Below are 19,296 nucleotides of genomic sequence, written 5' to 3'. Positions count from 1 at the left end.
GGCCCATCCGGTAATCCGGCTTCCATGGACCCCTGATAAATCAATGGGTGACGATCTTTTCTATTAGAGCTGGCTTGCCCTCGAATAGGCTGCCCTGACAGTCCAGGGCACTGATGGTCGAGCCCAGGTAATGCTGCCAGTACTCGCGACGTTCCGCGGTGTGTCCAGGCTGAGCGGGCATGGTACTGCGCTTGCTGTCATGGTTGTGAGACCCTGGTTGGACGCGTACCATGCCGGGCATTCCTTCCAATAACAAACCGTGCGTCACCTGCCTTTTACCCGGGCAGGTGGCGAGCGTCCTGTCGCCTTGTCTGCGGAGAACAGATTTCCATCCATGAACGGACCCATTCCCACCACCCTGCCGCCGACCGCAGGTGGCGGCAGCTGGCTGAGCGTCATCGCCCTGGCCCTGGCGGCCTTCATCTTCAATACCACCGAGTTCGTCCCGGTGGCGCTGCTCAGCGACATCGGCCGTAGCTTCGACATGAGTACCGCCCAGGTCGGCCTGATGCTGACCATCTACGCCTGGGTGGTGGCCCTGGCGTCGCTGCCGATGATGCTGCTGACGCGCAACATCGAGCGGCGCCGCCTGCTGCTGTTCGTGTTCCTGGTGTTCATCCTCAGCCACCTGCTGTCGTGGCTGTCGCAGAGTTTCGCCATGTTGCTGGTCAGCCGTATCGGGATCGCCCTGGCCCATGCCGTGTTCTGGGCCATCACCGCCTCGCTGGCGGTGCGCGTGGCGCCGCCCGGCCAGCAGGCCAAGGCCCTGGGCCTGCTGGCCACCGGCACTACCTTGGCGATGGTCATGGGCATCCCCCTGGGGCGTGTGGTGGGCGAAGCCCTGGGCTGGCGTATCACCTTCCTCAGCATCGCTGGGGTGGCCCTGGCTACCATGCTCTGCCTGATGAAGTCGCTGCCCTTGCTGCCGAGCCAGAACTCCGGCTCGCTGCGCAGCCTGCCGATCCTGTTCAAGCGGCCGGCGCTGGTGATCACCTATGTCCTGGTGACGCTGGTGATCACTGCGCAGTTCACCGCCTACAGCTACATCGAGCCGTTCGCCCTGCATGTGGCGCAGATCGGCGGCGAGCGCACCACGCTGTTGCTGCTGCTGTTCGGTGGCGCCGGGGTGTTCGGCTCGGTGCTGTTCAGCCGCTACAGCGACCGTTTTCCGCAGGGCTTCCTGGTGGCGGCCATCGCGTCCCTGGCGGCCTGCCTGCTGTTGCTGCTGCCGTTGTCGGGCAATTTCTACCTGTTCGCCGCCCTGAGCATGGTCTGGGGCGTGGCGATCCTGAGTTTCAGCCTGTCGCTGCAGTCCAAGACCCTGAAACTCGCTTCGGACGCCACCGACGTGGCCATGGCGCTGTTCTCCGGGATCTACAACATCGGTATCGGCGGCGGCGCGTTGCTGGGCAGCATCGTCAGCAGCCAACTGGGCGTGGCCCATATCGGCTTGGTTGGCGGTGGCGTGGCGCTGGCTGGCCTGGTGCTGGCGGTGGCTAGCGTGCAGCGCTACCGTGCGGCGGCCGCAATGCCGTTTGACTGACTAATGGAACAGCGGCTTCAGGGCTCGAGCGCGGCGAAACGCTCACGCAGCCATAGATGCAACTGCGACACCGCCGGCGACAGTTGCTTGCGGTGTGGGCACACCAAGGTCACCGGCGTCAGTTCGCCGGGATGATCCGGCAGCAGGACCTCCAGTTCGCCAGCGGCGACGTTGGCGCTGACGTCCAGCCAGGACTTGTAGACGATGCCTTCCCCCTCCAGTGCCCAGCGCCGTACCACATCGGCATCGTCGCTGAACAGTGGGCCCCGCACCTGCACGGTAAGGCTGCCCAGGCGCCATTTGTCGTAGATCCGCCCCTGCTGCAGGTACAACAGGCAGGCATGCTGCTGCAGCTCCTCGGGCGTGCGCGGCCGCCCGTGACGGGCCAGGTATCCGGGCGAGGCCACCAGCACCCGACGGTTCCACGGGGCCAGGGGCAGGGCGATGTAGTTGGCTTCCTGGTTCAGGCCATAGCGAATGGCGACGTCCACCGGGTCGCGGTACAGGTCGGCCACCTGGTCGGAGAGAAAGAAACGCAGGCTCAGGTCCGGGTGCTCGCGGCGAAAGGCGCTGAGCCAGGGCAGCAGAATGTTGCGCCCCAGGTCCGAGGGGGCCGAGACCTGCAGTACGCCGCGTAGGGTGCTGTGGGCGCCGTGCAGGTTGTCGCGGCCCTGGCGCAGGGTGTCGAGCACGCCCTGGGCGGTGGGCAGGTACAGCTCGCCCTCGGCGGTCAGGCGCAGGCTGCGGGTGGTGCGGGCGAACAGCCGTACATCCAGTTCGCGCTCCAGGCGCTTGATCGCCGCCGCGACCTGGCCGGGGAGCAGGCCGGCCTCATGGGCGGCGGCGGTGAAGCTGCCCAGGGCGCTGCTGCGGACGAACAACGCCAGATCGGTGATACGCAGCATTTTCACTCCAGGGGTGAAAGTGTTGCTGCATTGTGCCAGTTTTTCTTTTTCAAAAGAAAGATAAGATGCCCGGCAACGTCATTCTCCCCAAGGAGCCGCTTCGATGGATACCGTTACGCTCGCCAAACGTCGCTACACCACCAAGGCCTACGATGCCAGCCGCAAGATCCCCCAGGCCACCGTCGACGCGCTGCTCGAGCAACTGCGCCACAGCCCGTCCTCGGTCAACTCGCAGCCCTGGCACTTCGTGGTGGCCGACAGCGCCGAAGGCAAGGCGCGCATCGCCAGGAGCACCGAAGCCTTCGCCTACAACACGCCGAAGATCCTCGACGCCTCCCATGTGATCGTCTTCGCCGCCCGTACCGAGATGCCCGAGTCGCACCTGCAGGCGGTACTGGAGCAGGAAGCCGCCGATGGCCGTTTCCGCACCGAGCAGGCTCGCGCCGGGCAGGCGCAGACACGTCTTGGCTATGTCGACCTGCACCGTTTCGACCAGAAGGACTTGCAGCACTGGATGGAGAAGCAGGTCTACCTGGCCCTGGGCACCGCGCTGCTCGGCGCCGCCGCCCATGGGCTGGACGCTACCCCCATCGAAGGCTTCGACAGCAAGGTGCTGGATGCCGAACTGGGTCTGCGCGAGCGTGGCTTCACCAGCGTGGTGCTGCTGAGCCTGGGTTACCGCAGCGAGGAGGACTTCAACGCCGGTCTGAACAAGTCGCGCCTGCCAGCGCCGGCCGTGTTCACCTTCCTTTGAAACCTGGCTGATCGGGGCCGCCCGCGCCCCAGAATCAGTCACCTGCGACCTATCGCCGGTCACGCACCTGCGATAGGGGCCTGGCCACCTGTTCCAGTGGCTGGCGTTCGGCCGCCGCGCCCCAGCGTGCCTGCACCCAGGCCGCGGCGATCATCAGCCCGGCGCCGACCAGGTAACCGTACAGCACGTTGCTGCGCTCGCCAGTCTCGATCAATGCACCGAACAGGGTCGGCCCGAGCAACCCGCCGAGGCCGGTGCCGAAGGCGTAGAACACGGCGATGGCCAGGGCGCGGATCTCCAGGGGAAAGGTCTCGGCCACGGTCAGGTAGGCGGAGCTGGCGGCGGCGGAGGCGAAAAAGAAGATCACCATCCAGGCGATGGTCTGTTGCGTGACATCGATCAGTTGCTGCTGGAACAGGTAGCCGCTGAGGGTCAGCAGCACGCCGGAAACCAGGTAGGTGCCGCTGATCATGATGCGTCGGCCGACCACATCGAACAGCCTGCCGAGTAGCAGCGGCCCGCAGAAATTACCCAGGGCGAAGGGCAGCACGTACCAGCCGACGTCTTCGGAGGGCACCGCGTAGAAATCGGTCAGTACCAGCGCATAGGTGAAGAAGATGGCGTTGTAGAAGAACGCCTGGGCGCTGAGCAGGGTCAGGCCCACCAGCGCACGGCGACGATGATCGACGAACAGGCTGTGGAACACTTCGCGCAGCGGCGTGTGGTCGCGGGCGTGCAGGTGTAGGGGAGGGCGGTCGATGGGCGGCAGTTCGATACCACGCTCACGGTAGCGACGCTCGATGTCGGCGACGATGCGCTCAGCCTTCTGCGGCTGGTTGTGGATCATCAGCCAGCGCGGGCTTTCCGGGATCCACAGGCGCATCAGCACGATGAACAGGCCCAGCAGCGCACCGATGCCGAAGCACAGGCGCCAGCCCAGTTCGCCGCCGACCAGCGCCGGGTCGAGCAGCACCACCGAGCCCAGTGCGCCCAGGGCGGCGCCTAGCCAGAAGGTGCCGTTGATGGTCAGGTCGACCCAGCCCCGAAAACGCGCCGGAGTGAACTCCTGGATGGTCGAGTTGATCGCGGTGTACTCGCCGCCGATACCGGCGCCGGTCAGGAAGCGGAACAGCAGGAAACTCTCCAGGTTCCACGAGAAGGCCGTCGCCGCCGTGGCACCGATATACAAGGCCAGTGTGACGAAGAACAGCCTGCGCCGGCCGAGGCGGTCGGTCAGCCAGCCGAACAACAGGGCGCCGAGCAGGGCACCCGCGATGTAGGCGCCGCCGGCCAGGCCGACCTCGGTGTTGCTCATCCGCAGCACCGGGCTGTCCTTGAGCGCGCCGGACACCGAGCCGGCCAGGGTCACCTCCAGGCCGTCGAGCAGCCAGGTGATGCCCAGGGCGAGCACCAGCAATGTGTGGAAGCGGGTCCAGGGCAGACGATCGAGGCGCGCGGGGATATCGGTGGCGTAAAGGTGCTGGTCCGTGGTGCTGGGCTCGCGCAGGGCTCGGGTGGTCATGGCAGGTCCTTCGCTGGCGAAGAGTGGTTACCCGATGGAGCCACCTGCCGTGCCGGAGTTCAAACATCGAGACGCTGCCGCCTGGGAGCCGGCGACAGCGCCTCCCTCCCTCACCACAACGACGCGCTGGCTGCCGTCAGCACCCGTGTGAAGACCTCGATCGCCTTGTCCACCTCGGCCTCGGTCGTATAGCGCCCGAGGCTCAGGCGCACGCTGTTGCGTGCCTGTCTTTCATCCAGCCCCAGGGCCAGCAGCACATGGGAGGCGGCGTTGCTGGCCGAGTTGCATGCCGAGGTCGAGGACAGCGCCAGCTCGCTGGCCAGGGCGGCACTGTTGAAACCCTGGGTATCGATGCACAGGTTCAGGGTATGCGCAATGCGCTGGGTAGGGCAGCCGTTGAGGCTCACCCCCGGCAGGGCCAGCAGGCCCTCGCGCAGGCGCTGGCTCAAGCGCTCGATGCGCTGGTGCTCGCTGTCGCCGGGCTGGCCGGCGAGGGCGAAGGCGCTGCCCATGCCGACGATCTGGTGGGTGGCCAGGGTGCCGGAGCGCAGGCCGCGCTCGTGCCCGCCGCCATGCATCTGCGCGCGCAGTGTTGCCCGTGCCCGAGGCCCGACATGGAGCGCGCCGATGCCCTTGGGGCCATAAACCTTGTGGGCCGAGAACGACATCAGGTCGACCGCTACCCGGGCCAGGTCGATGGCCACCTTGCCCACGGCCTGGGCCGCATCCACATGGAACAGGGCGCCATGGGCACGCACCAGGTCGCCGATGGCGGCGAAGTCGGTGACGGTGCCCAGCTCGTTGTTGACTGCCATCAGCGAGACCAGCCGGGTATCCTCGCGCAGCGCCGAGTGCACCGCCTGCGGTCGTATCAGGCCGGCCTGGTCAGGTGCCAGGCGGGTGACCGTCCAGCCCAGGCCTTCCAGCTCGGCCACGGTATCCAGCACGGCCTTGTGCTCCAGCTGGCTGGTGATCAGGTGGCCCGGTCGCTCGACGCCCTGGGCGATGCCCTTGAGCGCGAGGTTGTTGGACTCGGTGGCGCCGGAGGTCCAGACCAGGTCGGCTGGGTCGGCGCCGACCTGTTCGGCCACCTGGCGGCGTGCCTGCTCCACGGCCTCGCTGGCAGCCTGGCCATAGTGATGGCCGCGGGAGGCGGGGTTGCCGAAATTGGCCTCGCGGCCGAGGCAGGCGAGCATGGTTTCGATGACCCGGTCGTCGACCGGGGTCGTGGCGGCATAGTCGAAGTAGAGCGGGGCGCTAGGCATGATGGGCGAGTCCGTGCTTGTCGCCTTGGGATGGCGATCGATGGAGCCATCGTACGCGGCGCAGCGGGATGCATTTTGCCTTCTGTTCGCTCTTTTTCTGGAGGCTAATAAAATATTTCCATTTTTGGTCTTGTTTGTAGGAAATATTTCTCTTGTTTGAAGGTGCTCATCTCTAACCGTTCGCCAGGTCAGGTCGGTTCCGAGGTTTTTTCCTCTTGCGCCACCACACGTTCGCACAGCTCGATGATCTGCTCGCGCATCCAGCGGTTGGCCGGGTCCTGGTCGGTGCTCTCGTGCCAGTACAGGTGGGTTTCCAGCGGCGGCACTTCCACCGGCAAGGGCAGGTGGCGCAATTGGTGGCGGCGCGCGAAGCGCTCGGGGACGGTCATCACCATGTCGGTCTGCTGCAGCACCTGGGAGGCCATCAGGTAGTGCTGCGAGCGCAGGGCGATCTTGCGTTGCACACCCATCTTGCCCAGGGCCAGGTCGACGTAGCCCAGGCCATTGCGGCGGCTGGAGATATGGATGTGGGTCATGCCCAGGTAGCTGTCGAGGGTCAGCTTGCCGTCGGCCAGCGGGTGGCCCGGGCGCAGGGCGCAGACATAACGGTCGTGCATGAGCTTGACGTGGCGCACCTGCGGATCGATGTTCAGCGGCGCATCGACGGCGAAGTCCAGGCGCCCGGCGGCCAGCTCCTTGGTGGTCTCGCGGCGCTTGCACAGGAAGCTCTCGATCACCAGCGAAGGCGCCAGGCGGCGCAGGCGCTGGAACAGCGCTGGCAGGATCACCGCCTCGGTGAGGTCGGTCATGCTGATGCGGAAGGTCTTGTTGGCTTGCTGCGGGTTGAAGATGCGGCTTTCCTGCACCGAGGTGCGCAGCAGGGCGAGGGCGTTGCGCACCGGGCCGATGATGTTCTGCGCCATGGGCGTGGGCACCATGCCCTGGGCGGTGCGCACGAACAGCGGGTCGTTGAAGGTCTCGCGCAGACGCGACAGGGCATTGGACACTGCCGGCTGGGTGATGCCGACGATCTGCCCGGCACGGGTCAGGTTGGCTTCGGTGTAGATGGCATCGAAGACGATGAACAGGTTGAGGTCGACCTTGCTGAGGTTCATGGGCGCCGCTCTTTGTTGGAATTATTGGCCGATCATATATCGGTTATGAATGTTTATACACATAGAAAATAGACTAGGTGGATGGAGCGCCGGTGCTCTAGGCTCTGCTGCATGTTCTTCATCGACTGAAGGTAACCCCTCATGGATTTCGCCTATTCGCCCAAGGTCCAGGCGCTGCGCGAGCGCGTCACCGCGTTCATGGACACCTACGTCTATCCTGCCGAGCCGGTGTTCGAGCGCCAGGTCGCCGAGGGCGACCGCTGGCAGCCCACCGCGATCATGGAGGAGCTCAAGGCCAAGGCCCGTGCCGAAGGCCTGTGGAACCTGTTCCTGCCCGAGTCGGAGTACGGTGCGGGCCTGAGCAACCTTGAGTACGCGCCGTTGGCCGAGATCATGGGGCGTTCGCTGCTGGGGCCGGAGCCGTTCAATTGCTCGGCGCCGGACACCGGCAACATGGAGGTGCTGGTGCGCTACGGCAGCGAGGCGCAGAAGCGCCAGTGGCTCGAGCCATTGCTGCGTGGCGAGATCCGTTCGGCGTTCGCCATGACCGAGCCGGACGTGGCCTCCTCGGACGCCACCAACATGGCCGCCACCGCCGTGCGCGACGGCGATGCGTGGGTGATCAATGGCCGCAAGTGGTGGACCTCCGGCGCCTGTGACCCGCGCTGCAAGGTCATGATCTTCATGGGCCTGTCCAACCCGCAAGGGCCGCGCCACCAGCAGCATTCGATGATCCTGGTGCCGACCGATGCGCCCGGGGTGAAGATTGTACGGCCCTTGCCGGTGTTCGGTTATGACGACGCTCCCCATGGCCATGCCGAGGTGCTGTTCGAGAACGTGCGGGTGCCCTACGAGAACGTGCTGCTCGGCGAGGGACGTGGTTTCGAGATTGCCCAGGGGCGCCTGGGCCCGGGCCGCATCCACCACTGCATGCGCTCGATCGGCATGGCCGAGCGCGCCCTGGAGCTGATGTGCAAGCGCGCGGTGAGCCGCACCGCCTTCGGTCGCCCCCTGGCGCGGCTGGGCGGCAACGTCGACAAGATCGCCGACTCGCGCATGGAGATCGACATGGCGCGCCTGCTGACCCTGAAGGCTGCCTACATGATGGACACCGTCGGCAACAAGGTGGCACGCAGCGAGATCGCCCAGATCAAGGTGGTGGCGCCGAACGTGGCGTTGAAGGTGATCGACCGGGCGATCCAGATGCATGGCGGGGCAGGGGTCAGCGGCGACTTCCCGTTGGCCTACATGTATGCCATGCAGCGCACCCTGCGCCTGGCTGACGGTCCGGACGAAGTGCACCGAGCGGCCATTGGCAAGTACGAGATCGGCAAGTACGTGCCGCGGGAGATGTTGCGCGGCGGGCATTGATTGGAGCCTGTCTTTGGCATCTTGGGGCTGCCTTGCAGCCCATCGCCGAGGTCTGCGGTGCTCACAAATCGTGTGTCATGCAGAGCAACGTGGGCTTGCTGGCGATGGGGCGAGCGCTTGCCTGAGATAGACGAAGGGGCATCGATCGTCTATTGGCGTAAGTCGCTAGCGGAGTCCGCGTCGCCATTAAAGTGGTGCAGGTTGACCGTAAATTCTGTGTTGTCTGTAGGAAACGTCTATAACGCCGCAAGCAGGGAAAAAGCCCCTTCCTAAGCTGCTAGGTTCCTTGGCTTGACCAAGCACAAGGAGCTGGCACATGCGTGTGAGTCTGGATGGCAAAGGGCAGGCGGTCGATGGCGACCTCACCACCACGGGCGCAACCTGTATCGGTACGGGCGCGGGTTATTTCTCCGGCGGACGCATGGTCCTTCGAGAGGGCGACGCCACGACACCCTGTCCGTTGTGTGGCGAGGTTGGCCGGGTACCCCTTCTTCATTTCCGATGGCCGACCCGTGGTGATGGACGGGGCATTGGTGGCCTGCGGGTGCCCTAGCGGGAGCAACCGTGTGGTAGCGCCGCTCTTCAGCCCGCCGCCGTCTCCGCAGGCCTCGCAGCAGGCCACGGCGCGAGCCAGTACACCCTCTGCCCAGGCCTGGAACCCTGCGCTCGACGGCGCTTCGCGGCATTACGCCAGCGCGCTGCCCGGCACCCTCGAGCCCGGTTTCTACATCGTGCCGCGCAGCATGTCCTTTTCCCAGCTGCTGCTTGAGCTGGCCGAGCATGACAACACCTTGCCGATCTCTCGGCTGCAAATGCTCAACCCCACGTTCGAGGAGGGGTTCAAGGCGGGAGAGATCTTCGTCATCGGCGACCCAGACAAGGGTGATGTCTGCACCCGTGAGGAAGCCCAACTGATGGAGGCTGCGGAGCGTGCGCGGCGCGCCTTGGTTGCGCTTGATTTCGCTGAGGCAGATTTCATGATGCAGCACCAAGCCGAGATCGCGGGTTTGCTCAGCGGGGCGAGCCAGTCGATGGGCGTAGGCAAGGACATGCTGGACCAAGGGTTGAAGCAAGTTAGCAGGACGTTGACGCAGATCGAGCAACTGCATCAGCGTGAGTTCGTGCAGCATGGACATTTGAACAGCCCGCAGTTCTTCGCTTCGCGGCGTCAACTCTTGCAACAGCTGGACGGTCAGTTGAAAGCAGCATTTCTCAACAAGCAACTGAACCTTGGAAGCTATGAGCGGTTAAGAAAGGATTTGAATATTTCAACCAAGAGCCTTGTTCATCACTGGTCGAAAGCGGGTGGGCCGGGGCAGATTCCAGGGTATGCGACGCATCTGGAAAGGGTGGCCAAGGCTGGTAAATACCTTAAGTACGGTGGACATATTGCGGTTGGGTTGGGTGGTGCTTCGTCCTATTTGAAAGTGCAAGAGGTATGTCGTGCCGGCGAGACGGAGGCTTGCAAGAAAGTTCGTTTGACCGAAGCTGGAAGCTTTACCGGTGGCCTTGCAGGAGGCACAGCAGGTGGTCAACTCGCAGGGCTGGCGGCCCTTTCGGTCTGTGGTGTTTTTTCCGTAGGGACGGCAGGTATTGGGGCGCCGGTGTGCGGCATTGCACTCGTGGGGGCTGGCTCGGTTGTCGGTGGTCTTGCTGGCGAAGGCTTTGGCGAGCTTGTAGGGGAGAAGATTTATGAGGGGCAGCATGATTGATATAAACAGCTGGCCACTGAAAGTGCAGCTTGCCTTTACGGTTACACCACTCATTTTCATGATGATGGGAGTGGCCATCAGCGCATACGTTGCTTGGTCGCATGAGTTCGAGATCGTGAAGTCGTCGATACGCAGTAGTCCTTACTTGGAACAAATGAAGAATTTTTTGGGTGCCACCAGTTATCGGGCACGCTGGATAGTAGTTTGCCTAGCGGGTGGGCTTCTCTCTTTTCCTAGATATCATGCACGTAGAAGGCTTGTTAGTTTGGAGGAGTTAAAGGCGTTCCCTAAGGCCCTCAAGCGCAAGCTGGTGCTCTCAACTTGGCTGGTAATCGTTGGCTTTAGTTGGATGATGGTCGGGTATGCGTTGATACAGTTTGCAAAGACGAAGTGAGCGTTCAAGTTTGCACTACCTGGTCGCGTGCTCTGCCATCGCCAGTGATCCCCATTTAGAGCAGGTGAAACGTGCGTGGGGACTGGAAGTTTCAAATGTCGATGATTATTTGTGCAAAAATAATATTGCGAAAAAATTAAGTGATTTTATTTTTTGGCCGTATCTGTAGATCTTTTTCTTTTGTTGTTGCGTTCTCGCATGAGTCATGCTTCGCTTGACTGGCCTCCACAGGTTCCTGCCCAACGAATCACAGATCAAAAACGAGGGGAGACACCCAGGATGTGGGTCACCGTTAAATAAGATAGCGAAGGCGGCAAAATATTTAAAGTATGGTTATTGGGGCGGAGGGTCAGGCGAGCGGATGGCCGGGAAGGTTTATGAGGACGACAATGATTGATATAAATGGATGGCCAGTGAAACTACAGATAATTCTAATCATGATACCTTTTGTTATTGGAATGTCTGGAGTGGCAATCAGCGCGTGCATTGCGGGTTCTGCTAGTTTTTATATTGCTATCTCTGCTATTAAGAGTAATCCGTATCTTGAACAGATGAAAGGTTTCTGGGGGATGGGGAGTTTCAAGTCCCGCTGGTTGCTCATATGCTCGGTATGCGGACTGGTGACCTTTCCAGGGCCGCATTTGCGCAGGGGGCTACTAAGCCCAGAGGAGCTTGATAATTTTCCTGTAAAGCTGAGAAGGAGAATGGTCATATCAGTATGGCTAACGATCGTTGGGTTGGTATGGTTGGCGATTTTTGCAGGCTTGGTTGAATTGACGGAATATTTTTCCATGAGTTAGGACCTGGTTTTCGCTGCGAGTCATCACTTTGGGTAAATGCGCACGTGGAATTTGTTGCCTTGACGTTCGACGGAGCCAGCGGCCTTGAGTCGCATCGGTAATGGTCAAGCCCAGAGTCAGACCCGCATATGCGGGTCTTTCTTTTCTTCATTCCTTGATTCGTTGTCAACCGCTGACGACGGCGCTTCTGGCTTTGCATCTTCGACAGTGGCTGCTACCGGACTGGCATGCCCATCCCGCGTCCTGACCAACGACAACACCACCCCACCCAGCAGCAACCCGAACGTCACCCCCAGCGACAACAGCGCCGGCACCTTGCCCACCAGCCCATGGTAGAAGATCTTGCAGCCAATGAAGATCAGCACCAGGGCCAGTGCGTACTTGAGATAGACGAAACGGTGCATCAGCGCCGCGAGGGCGAAGTACAGCGAGCGCAGGCCGAGGATGGCGAAGATGTTCGAGGTATAGACGATGAACGGGTCCTGGGTGATGGCGAAGATCGCCGGCACGCTGTCGACGGCGAACACCAGGTCGGCCAGCTCGATCAGCACCAGGGCCAGGAACAGCGGGGTGGCATAGCGCAAGGCCTTGTGCGTTCCTGGTGGGGTGAGGCGGACGAAGAAGTGCGCGCCGTGGAGTTGGTCGGTCACCCGCATGTGTCGGCGCACGAAGCGCAGTACCGGGTTGTTGGCCAGGTCCGGATGGCTCTCCTGGCGCGAGAAGGCCATCTTCACCCCGGTGAACAGCAGGAAGGCGCCGAACAGGTACAGCACCCAGGCGAAGTTCTGCACCAGCGCCGCCCCCACGCCGATCATGATCGCCCGCAGGAACACCACCCCGAGGATGCCCCAGAACAGCACCCGGTGCTGGTAGCGGCGAGGGATGGCGAAGAAGCCGAAGATCATCGCCATGACGAACACATTGTCCATCGACAACGATTGTTCCACCAGGAACCCGGTATAGAACTCCAGGGCCGACTGGGCGCCCAGTTCGTACCAGACCCATGCGCCGAACAGCACGCCGACGCTGAAATAGCCTGAGTACAACAGCAGGCTTTCACGCATCTCGATCTCGCGGTTCTCACGGTGCAGCACGCCCAGGTCCAGGACCAGCAGGCCGACGACGATAGCGATGAACACCAGCCACAACCAGGTGCTGGTGCCGAGGAAAGAAGTCGTGAGGAATGTCTGTAGAGCCGCCATAGCCCCTCCTTGATTGTCGACGTTGCATGGCAACAGTGATTCCGACATGGCGGCTCGGCAGCCGTCAGAGGGGCCCGGCATCACATGGGCTTGAGCCTAGACCTGTTTTGCCAGGAATGCCGACCGATGTGCTGTTACATTTTTTTGCCTGGATCCAATATTTGAGATTAATTCCCAATTGTAAATAAATCGTGAAAAACATTAAGATTCGTTCCGGCCTGCCGCAGAGCGGGCATGCCGTTCGGCAATGCATTCAAAACCAAGAATAAATCCCGTGATGAGCCCCCAAACGTATCGAGCAAACAGATCAACTAGGGGTCAACAAGCGTGCAACAGCACCACTCTCTGAACGCGGTCCACCTGGCAGGGAATGCCGTCACCGTTCGCTTGCGGCGCCAGCCGCTGGCATTGGCCGTTCTTGCGGCAAGCCTGGCCGCACCGAGCAGCATGGCCTGGGCCGAGGACGCCAGCAGCAAGGGCCCTCTGGAGCTGGGCGCCACCGCCATCACCGACACTCGCCTGGGCGAGATTACCGAGGGCAGCCGCTCCTACACCACCGGCGCTACCCGTACCGCCACGCGCATGGCCCTGTCGCCGCGGGAAACGCCACAGTCAGTGAGCGTGATCACCCGCCAGCAAATGGACGACCAGAACCTCACCAGCATCAGTGACGTACTCGGCAAGACGCCCGGTGTGACCGTCACCAAGCTCGACAGCAACCGCACCAGCTTCCAGGCCCGTGGCTTCGAGATCGATAACTTCCAGATCGATGGCGTTCCGGCGGCGTTTCGCTTCGGCAACGGCATCGACCAGACCGACATGGTCATCTACGACCGCGTCGAGGTGCTGCGTGGCGCCACCGGCCTGCTCAGCGGCTTCGGCAGCCCTTCGGCCACCGTCAACCTGGTGCGCAAGCGGCCGACCCGCGAGCTCTCCGGCTATGCCTCCCTCGGTGCCGGCAGTTGGGACACCTACCGTGGCGAGTTCGACATCGGTGGCGCACTGACGCCGGGCGGCAACGTGCGCGGACGCTTCGTCACCGCCTATGAGGACAGCCAGTCGTTCATGGACAACCTGTCCGAGAAGAAGCAGGTGATGTACGGCATCGTCGAGGCCGACCTGTCGGAAGACACCCTGCTCAGCGTCGGGCTCAGCCGTCAGACCAATCGCCCGGAAGGTTCTTCGTGGGGGCCGTCGACGCCGCTGCTGGATAACAATGGTAACGACTTCGCCATGTCGCGCTCGTTCAACCCCGCCGCCAAGTGGAGCCAGTGGGACAACACCGCCGACAACCTGTTCGTCACCCTCGAGCAGCGCCTGGCCAACGACTGGACGATCAAGGCCTCGGCCAGCCGTACCGAAACCGATTCGCCGGCCACCCTGGGCTCGGCGGCCAGTGGCTTTCCCGATGCGGCCACCGGTGGTGGCATGGGCGTATGGCTGGGGCGCTACCGCTACAAGACCGACCAGAACGCCTACGACCTGTATGCCAGCGGCCCGTTCCAGTTGCTGGGCCGCGAGCACGAGTTGGTGGCCGGGATTTCCCACCGTGATATCCGCGCCCACGAGGACAATTGGCCGTTCTTTTTCGGCAGCGCCAATATCTACCAGTGGGCCGGCGATTTCCCTGAGCCGGACTGGGGGCGCCCGCTCACCAAGGTCGATACTCGACTGCGTGAAGAGGCTGCCTACCTGACCGCCCGTTTCAAGCCAACCGACAAGCTCTCGGTGATCGTCGGTAGCCGCCTGTCCAACTGGGAACTGGACAGCACGCGCCTGACCACCGCGACCGACCAGCGCGAGAAGGTCCAGGACCTGGAGGAGAATGGCGTGGTCGTGCCCTATGCCGGGGTGGTCTACGACCTGAACGACACCTGGTCGGTCTACGGCAGCTACACCAGCATCTTCAAGCCCCATGAAAGCGAACAGGACGCCAGCGGCAAGATGATCGAGCCGGAGGAGGGCGATGCCTACGAGTTGGGGATCAAGAGCGAGTTCTTCGACGGCCGCCTGAATGCCAGCCTGGCGCTGTTCGAGGTGCAGCAGGACAACCTCGCGGAGTTCGCGGCGACCGACCCTGTGACCAACCGTGGCATCTACCGCTCGATCCAGGGCGCCAAGACCCGTGGCTTCGAACTGGAAGTGGCCGGCGAGCTGACCCCGGACTGGCACGTGCAAGGGGGCTTCACCCATCGCATCACCCGGGATGGCGACGACCACAAGATCTCCACCATCGAGCCGGAGAACCTGCTGCGCCTGTCCACCACCTACCGCCTGCCGGGCGTATGGAACAAGCTGACCGTCGGCGGTTCGGCCAACTGGCAGAGCAAGGTGTGGAAGGACCTGGACAGCCCGGCAGGCAACGGCGAAACCGAACGCTACACCCAGTCGAGCTACCTGATCCTCGATGCCATGGCCAGGTACCAGGTGACCGACCAGCTGTCGGTGACCCTGAACGGCAACAACCTGACCGACAAGAAGTACTTCAACAACCTGGGCTTCTACAACGGTGGCTACTACGGTGACCCGCGCAATTTCATGTTGACCACGCGGTACGACTTCTAAAGGCCCAGCGCTTTTCGGGGCCGCTGTGCGGCCCCGTTCGCAACGTTCAGTACACCCACACCTCGACCCGACGGTTGCGCAGGCGTCCCTGCTCGACGTCGTTGTCGGCCACCGGCAGCTCATCCCCCATGCCGGTCACCTCCCTGGTTTCCACCCCATCCCGGGCCAGTTCCCGGCGTACCGCCATCGCCCGCAGGCGCGAGAGCAGGGCAGCGCGCCCCGGGGTGTCCTTGGGGTCGCCAAAGCCCACCAGCACCACCTTGCGCTGCAGCTTGCCGGCCTGGCGCAGGTAATCGGCGACCCGCTGTACATCGCGCTGGGCCTTGCTGTCGAGGCTGGCGCTGCCCTCCTGGAAGCGAAAGTTGACGCTCAGGCGTTGTGCCTCGCCGGCCAGGGCCTGGTAGCGGGGCGGCATGTTGGCCTGGATCGGCACGGGCAGGGCCTTGACCTGTTGGGAGACGAATCCCTGGTCGGCGACGATGGCCTGGCCGGCGGGGCCTTGGGTGAATTCGACCAGGGCTTGGGCCAGGGGGCGGGCATTGGTGGGCAGGTAGAAGTACAGCCGTCGTGTCAGCGGATAGTCTTCGCTGGCCACCAGGGCGCGTCTGGGCAGCATGGCCGGCGCGTCGCCTTCGGCGATGGCCAGGACCTTGGCCCCATGCACCGTGGCCAGGCTGCTGAAGCCGATGCCCTGGCGGTCGGCCCTGACCCGCTCGGCCAGCGTTTCGCTGGATTCGAAGCGTTGCACCTGGGCGGCCAGTTCGCTGTGGTGCGGGTCGAGCACCAGCGCCTTGAAGGTCTCGAAGGTGCCGGAGCGGTCGTCGCGCGCGTACAGGCGGATCGCTCCGCCGGGTACGCCCAGCTGTTCCCAGCGTTGTACCTGGCCGGAGAACACCTGTGCCAGTTGCGTGATGGTCAGTTGTGCCAGCGGGTTGTCGGGGTGGACGATCACCGCCACGCCGTCCAGGCCAATGACGTGCTCCGACCGGCTGCTGCGCAGGTTGCCCAGGCTCCGTAGGCGCTGCGCCTCGTCGTCGCTGATCGAGCGCGAGGCGGCAGCCAGGTCCGCCTCGCCACTCGCCAAGGCAGTGAAGCCGGTGCTGGAGCCGTGGGCGGCGATCGTGATGCGCACGGGGTGGCCTTGGCTGTCACGGGCGCGAATCTCGCTTTCATTGGCCACGGCCCCAGGCGTCTGCTCGATGGCCATGGCACCTTGGGCACGCAGCAAGCCTTGCACGAGCGCCGGTGCCAGGCCCGCGCCGATGGTGTTGGAGCCCTGGATGCGCAGCTGCGCCGGCTCGGCCAGGGCCAGCAGGGGGAACAGGTAGAGCAACAGGGCGAGGAAGCGGGGCATGCCGGAGGCCTTTGGCATGGAGTTGTCCCGCAGATTACGACAGTGGCGTGAACGTTGGGTGACAGTGGCAGCCATGAGGGCGGTGGTTCGATGACTCGACTTACCCCGCGAATAGGCCAGCACTTCCAGGTGATTGAAGCACTGTGCCAATTGGGGCAGCTTTGCAGCCCTTTCGCGGCACAAGGCCGCTCCCACAGACTGAGGGTTGTTCTGCAAATCACCGCCGTGACTAACATGGGAGCGGCCTTGCCAGGGCGCCGGAACAGTCGGAAAAGGGATGCGTAACGACCCCAGCTTTGTGCGCCCTGCACAAACCAGAAGGGGCGCCTTCATGGCGCCCCTTCGTCTTGCCGCTTAGGCTTCGGCGTCCCAGGGACGATCGCCTTTCTCATCCTTGACCCGGGTCGGCAGGCCCATCACGTCCAGCGCCTTGAGGAACGGCTCGGCCGACAGCTCCTCGACGTTGACCATGCGCTTGGCGTCCCAGTCGCCGCGGGCGACCAGCAGGGCGGCGGCCACCGGCGGTACGCCGGCGGTGTAGGAGATGCCCTGGCTGTCGGTCTCGGCGTAGGCTTGCTCGTGGTCGGCCACGTTGTAGATGAACACTTCGCGTGGCTGGCCGTCCTTGGTGCCCTTGACCAGGTCACCGATGCAGGTCTTGCCGGTGTAGCCCGGGGCCAGGGAGGCCGGGTCTGGCAGGACGGCCTTGACCACCTTCAGTGGCACCACTTCCAGGCCTTCGGCGGTCTTGACCGGCTGCTCGGAGAGCAGGCCCAGGTTCTTCAGCACGGTGAACACATTGATGTAGTGCTCGCCGAAGCTCATCCAGAAGCGGATGTTCGGCACATCGAGGTTCTTCGACAGCGAATGGACTTCGTCGTGGCCGGTCAGGTAGAGGTTCTGCGAGCCCACGACCGGCAGGTCGTCGGTGCGCTTGACCTCGAACATCTTGTTGCTGGTCCACTGGCTGTTCTGCCAGCTCCAGACTTGCCCGGTGAACTCGCGGAAGTTGATCTCCGGGTCGAAATTGGTGGCGAAATACTTGCCATGGGAGCCCGCATTGACATCCAGGATGTCGATCGAATCAATGCGGTCGAAATACTGTTGTTGCGCAAGGGCGGCGTAGCTGTTCACCACACCCGGGTCGAAACCGACGCCGAGAATGGCGGTGATGTTCTTTTGTTGGCACTCTTCGAGGTGTTTCCACTCGTAGTTGCCGTACCAGGGCGGCGTCTCGCAGATCTTGCCCGGTTCTTCGTGGATGGCGGTGTCCAGGTAGGCGGCACCGGTATCGATGCAGGCACGCAGCACCGACATGTTGAGGAAGGCGGAACCGACGTTGATCACGATCTGCGATTCGGTCTCGCGGATCAGCGCCTTGGTCGCCTCGACATCGAGGGCATTGAGCGCGAAGGCCTGGATGTCGGCGGGTACCTTGAGGCTACCCTTGGCCTTGACGCTGTCGATGATGGCCTGGCATTTGGAGATGTTCCGCGACGCAATCGCAATACGACCGAGTTCGTCGTTATGCTGCGCGCACTTGTGGGCCACCACCTTGGCGACACCTCCTGCACCAATGATAAGAACGTTCTTCTTCAATTTAACCCTTTCTCCTTACTGAAGGCCTGTCGTCAGGACAGGCTGGACACGTAGTCTTCGAAACCGAACTCGCGAACCACCTCGACGCTGCCGTCGAGCTGCTTGACCACGATGGCCGGCATCTTCAGACCGTTGAACCAGTTTTTCTTGACCATGGTGTAGCCCGCCGCGTCGATGAACGACAGGCGATCGCCGATGGCCAGCGGACGATCGAACTGGTACTCGCCGAAGATGTCACCGGCCAGGCACGACTTGCCGCAGACCATGTAAGTGTGCTCGCCGTCGTTGGGAGCCATCTTGGCGTTGAGGCGGTAGATCAGCAGGTCGAGCATGTGCGCTTCGATGGAGCTGTCGACCACGGCGAGGTGCTTGCCGTTGTACAGGGTGTCGAGCACGGTGACTTCCAGCGAGGCGCTCTGGGTGATGGCCGCTTCGCCCGGCTCCAGGTACACCTGCACGCCGTACGTCTCGGAGAACGCCTTCAGGCGCGCGCAGAAGGCGTCCAGGGCGTAGTCCTCGCCGGTGAAGTGGATACCACCGCCTAGGCTGACCCACTCGACCTTGTGCAGCAGGTGGCCGAAGCGTTCCTCGATGTGCGAGAGCATCTTGTCGAACAGGCCGAAATCACCGTTCTCGCAGTTGTTGTGGAACATGAAGCCGGAGATCTGCCCGATGACCTTCTCGATCTTGTCCGGGTCCCACTCGCCCAGGCGGCTGAACGGGCGCGCCGGGTCGGCCAGCAGGTAGTCGGAGCTGCTCACCTGTGGGTTGACCCGCAGGCCGCGGACCTTGCCTTCGGACTGCTCGGCGAAGCGCTGCAACTGGCCGATGGAGTTGAAGATGATCTTGTCGCAGTTGGCGAGCATTTCCTCGATCTCGTCGTCGGCCCAGGCCACGCTGTAGGCGTGGGTTTCGCCGGCGAACTTCTGGCGACCGAGCTTGAGCTCGTAGAGCGACGAAGAGGTGGTGCCATCCATGTACTGCTGCATCAGGTCGAACACCGACCAGGTGGCGAAGCACTTCAGTGCCAGCAGGGCCTTGGCCCCGGACTGCTCGCGCACGTAGGCAATCTTCTGCATGTTGCCCAGCAGCTTCTGTTTGTCGATGAGGTAATACGGCGTCTTGATCATTTAAAGGCCCCCGGCCAGGCCGGCCAAAAAAAGGACACGCATTGTGCCTTCACTTGCCGCATATC

Annotated in this window: 16 protein-coding genes; 7 read left to right on the top strand and 9 right to left on the bottom strand. The window is 63.0% G+C overall.

Annotation, left to right across the window (positions count from 1 at the left end):
• Window positions 1–40: 40 nt before the first annotated feature.
• Window positions 41–232 carry a hypothetical protein gene (locus ACDI39_RS06525; protein WP_486538079.1) on the bottom strand — a complete coding sequence of 64 codons (192 nt, stop codon included), beginning with the start codon at window positions 230–232 and terminating at the stop codon, window positions 41–43.
• A gap of 102 nt (window positions 233–334) precedes the next feature.
• Between ACDI39_RS06525 and ACDI39_RS06520 the strand changes: the two genes are divergently transcribed.
• On the top strand, window positions 335–1,543 hold the full coding sequence (locus tag ACDI39_RS06520; protein WP_225789653.1) for a sugar transporter: 1,209 nt from the start codon (window positions 335–337) through the stop codon (window positions 1,541–1,543).
• A 17-nt stretch (window positions 1,544–1,560) separates the two neighbouring features.
• Here the strand turns inward: ACDI39_RS06520 and ACDI39_RS06515 are convergent, their stop codons facing one another.
• Window positions 1,561–2,448: a LysR family transcriptional regulator gene (locus tag ACDI39_RS06515; protein ID WP_225789652.1), complete on the bottom strand. Its 888-nt coding sequence runs from the start codon at window positions 2,446–2,448 to the stop codon at window positions 1,561–1,563.
• A gap of 103 nt (window positions 2,449–2,551) precedes the next feature.
• Here ACDI39_RS06515 and nfsB point away from each other — a divergent pair, with 103 nt between their 5' ends.
• The gene (gene nfsB, locus ACDI39_RS06510) at window positions 2,552–3,202 is read left to right on the top strand and encodes an oxygen-insensitive NAD(P)H nitroreductase (protein ID WP_225789651.1); all 651 of its coding nucleotides are present in this window, start codon (window positions 2,552–2,554) and stop codon (window positions 3,200–3,202) included.
• 49 nt (window positions 3,203–3,251) lie between these two features.
• Here nfsB and ACDI39_RS06505 read toward each other — a convergent pair whose 3' ends face one another.
• The 3 genes from ACDI39_RS06505 to ACDI39_RS06495 all read right to left on the bottom strand — a co-directional run bounded on the left by ACDI39_RS06505 (window position 3,252) and on the right by ACDI39_RS06495 (window position 7,104).
• Window positions 3,252–4,724 (bottom strand): MFS transporter, encoded by a 1,473-nt coding sequence (locus tag ACDI39_RS06505; protein ID WP_486538076.1) that lies wholly within the window; start codon window positions 4,722–4,724, stop codon window positions 3,252–3,254.
• A 110-nt stretch (window positions 4,725–4,834) separates the two neighbouring features.
• Window positions 4,835–5,989 carry a cysteine desulfurase family protein gene (locus ACDI39_RS06500; protein ID WP_486538074.1) on the bottom strand — a complete coding sequence of 385 codons (1,155 nt, stop codon included), beginning with the start codon at window positions 5,987–5,989 and terminating at the stop codon, window positions 4,835–4,837.
• A gap of 188 nt (window positions 5,990–6,177) precedes the next feature.
• Window positions 6,178–7,104 (bottom strand): LysR family transcriptional regulator, encoded by a 927-nt coding sequence (locus ACDI39_RS06495; protein ID WP_225789648.1) that lies wholly within the window; start codon window positions 7,102–7,104, stop codon window positions 6,178–6,180.
• A 141-nt stretch (window positions 7,105–7,245) separates the two neighbouring features.
• Between ACDI39_RS06495 and ACDI39_RS06490 the strand changes: the two genes are divergently transcribed.
• From ACDI39_RS06490 to ACDI39_RS06475, 4 genes are all read left to right on the top strand, one after another.
• Window positions 7,246–8,475 carry an acyl-CoA dehydrogenase gene (locus tag ACDI39_RS06490; RefSeq protein ID WP_225789647.1) on the top strand — a complete coding sequence of 410 codons (1,230 nt, stop codon included), beginning with the start codon at window positions 7,246–7,248 and terminating at the stop codon, window positions 8,473–8,475.
• 566 nt (window positions 8,476–9,041) lie between these two features.
• A complete protein-coding gene (locus ACDI39_RS06485; RefSeq protein ID WP_486538071.1) occupies window positions 9,042–10,187 on the top strand; it encodes a hypothetical protein in 1,146 nt (381 codons plus the stop codon).
• On the top strand, window positions 10,180–10,581 hold the full coding sequence (locus tag ACDI39_RS06480; protein ID WP_368816566.1) for a hypothetical protein: 402 nt from the start codon (window positions 10,180–10,182) through the stop codon (window positions 10,579–10,581). Before ACDI39_RS06485 ends, ACDI39_RS06480 begins: the two co-directional genes overlap by 8 nt.
• A gap of 389 nt (window positions 10,582–10,970) precedes the next feature.
• Window positions 10,971–11,381 (top strand): hypothetical protein, encoded by a 411-nt coding sequence (locus ACDI39_RS06475; protein WP_486538068.1) that lies wholly within the window; start codon window positions 10,971–10,973, stop codon window positions 11,379–11,381.
• Between the two features lie 116 nt (window positions 11,382–11,497).
• Here ACDI39_RS06475 and ACDI39_RS06470 read toward each other — a convergent pair whose 3' ends face one another.
• Entirely contained in the window at window positions 11,498–12,583 is a 1,086-nt protein-coding gene (locus ACDI39_RS06470; RefSeq protein ID WP_253104548.1) for a TerC family protein, read from the bottom strand.
• Window positions 12,584–12,910: 327 nt separating this feature from the next.
• Here ACDI39_RS06470 and ACDI39_RS06465 point away from each other — a divergent pair, with 327 nt between their 5' ends.
• Window positions 12,911–15,148 carry a TonB-dependent siderophore receptor gene (locus ACDI39_RS06465; RefSeq protein WP_253091223.1) on the top strand — a complete coding sequence of 746 codons (2,238 nt, stop codon included), beginning with the start codon at window positions 12,911–12,913 and terminating at the stop codon, window positions 15,146–15,148.
• A 46-nt stretch (window positions 15,149–15,194) separates the two neighbouring features.
• Here ACDI39_RS06465 and ACDI39_RS06460 read toward each other — a convergent pair whose 3' ends face one another.
• The 3 genes from ACDI39_RS06460 to ACDI39_RS06450 form a co-directional block, all read right to left on the bottom strand.
• A complete protein-coding gene (locus ACDI39_RS06460; RefSeq protein ID WP_253080342.1) occupies window positions 15,195–16,502 on the bottom strand; it encodes a substrate-binding domain-containing protein in 1,308 nt (435 codons plus the stop codon).
• A 354-nt stretch (window positions 16,503–16,856) separates the two neighbouring features.
• Window positions 16,857–18,101, bottom strand: a complete 1,245-nt coding sequence (locus ACDI39_RS06455; RefSeq protein WP_253091224.1) for a saccharopine dehydrogenase family protein — start codon at window positions 18,099–18,101, stop codon at window positions 16,857–16,859.
• Between the two features lie 32 nt (window positions 18,102–18,133).
• Window positions 18,134–19,231, bottom strand: coding sequence for a carboxynorspermidine decarboxylase (locus ACDI39_RS06450; RefSeq protein ID WP_225789642.1), 1,098 nt, complete (start codon window positions 19,229–19,231; stop codon window positions 18,134–18,136).
• Window positions 19,232–19,296: the final 65 nt, after the last annotated feature.

The organism is Pseudomonas sp. Tun-23181 (assembly GCF_057415455.1).
Note: the sequence above shows the minus strand (reverse complement) of the source record. Positions and strands in the feature narration are given on the sequence as shown.

Coding starts and splice junctions, on each gene's coding strand:
- ACDI39_RS06525 (WP_486538079.1), bottom strand. CDS start 232: ATGGTACGCGTCCAACCAGGGTCTCACAACCATGACAGCAAGCGCAGT.
- ACDI39_RS06520 (WP_225789653.1), top strand. CDS start 335: ATGAACGGACCCATTCCCACCACCCTGCCGCCGACCGCAGGTGGCGGC.
- ACDI39_RS06515 (WP_225789652.1), bottom strand. CDS start 2,448: ATGCTGCGTATCACCGATCTGGCGTTGTTCGTCCGCAGCAGCGCCCTG.
- nfsB (WP_225789651.1), top strand. CDS start 2,552: ATGGATACCGTTACGCTCGCCAAACGTCGCTACACCACCAAGGCCTAC.
- ACDI39_RS06505 (WP_486538076.1), bottom strand. CDS start 4,724: ATGACCACCCGAGCCCTGCGCGAGCCCAGCACCACGGACCAGCACCTT.
- ACDI39_RS06500 (WP_486538074.1), bottom strand. CDS start 5,989: ATGCCTAGCGCCCCGCTCTACTTCGACTATGCCGCCACGACCCCGGTC.
- ACDI39_RS06495 (WP_225789648.1), bottom strand. CDS start 7,104: ATGAACCTCAGCAAGGTCGACCTCAACCTGTTCATCGTCTTCGATGCC.
- ACDI39_RS06490 (WP_225789647.1), top strand. CDS start 7,246: ATGGATTTCGCCTATTCGCCCAAGGTCCAGGCGCTGCGCGAGCGCGTC.
- ACDI39_RS06480 (WP_368816566.1), top strand. CDS start 10,180: ATGATTGATATAAACAGCTGGCCACTGAAAGTGCAGCTTGCCTTTACG.
- ACDI39_RS06475 (WP_486538068.1), top strand. CDS start 10,971: ATGATTGATATAAATGGATGGCCAGTGAAACTACAGATAATTCTAATC.
- ACDI39_RS06470 (WP_253104548.1), bottom strand. CDS start 12,583: ATGGCGGCTCTACAGACATTCCTCACGACTTCTTTCCTCGGCACCAGC.
- ACDI39_RS06460 (WP_253080342.1), bottom strand. CDS start 16,502: ATGCCCCGCTTCCTCGCCCTGTTGCTCTACCTGTTCCCCCTGCTGGCC.
- ACDI39_RS06450 (WP_225789642.1), bottom strand. CDS start 19,231: ATGATCAAGACGCCGTATTACCTCATCGACAAACAGAAGCTGCTGGGC.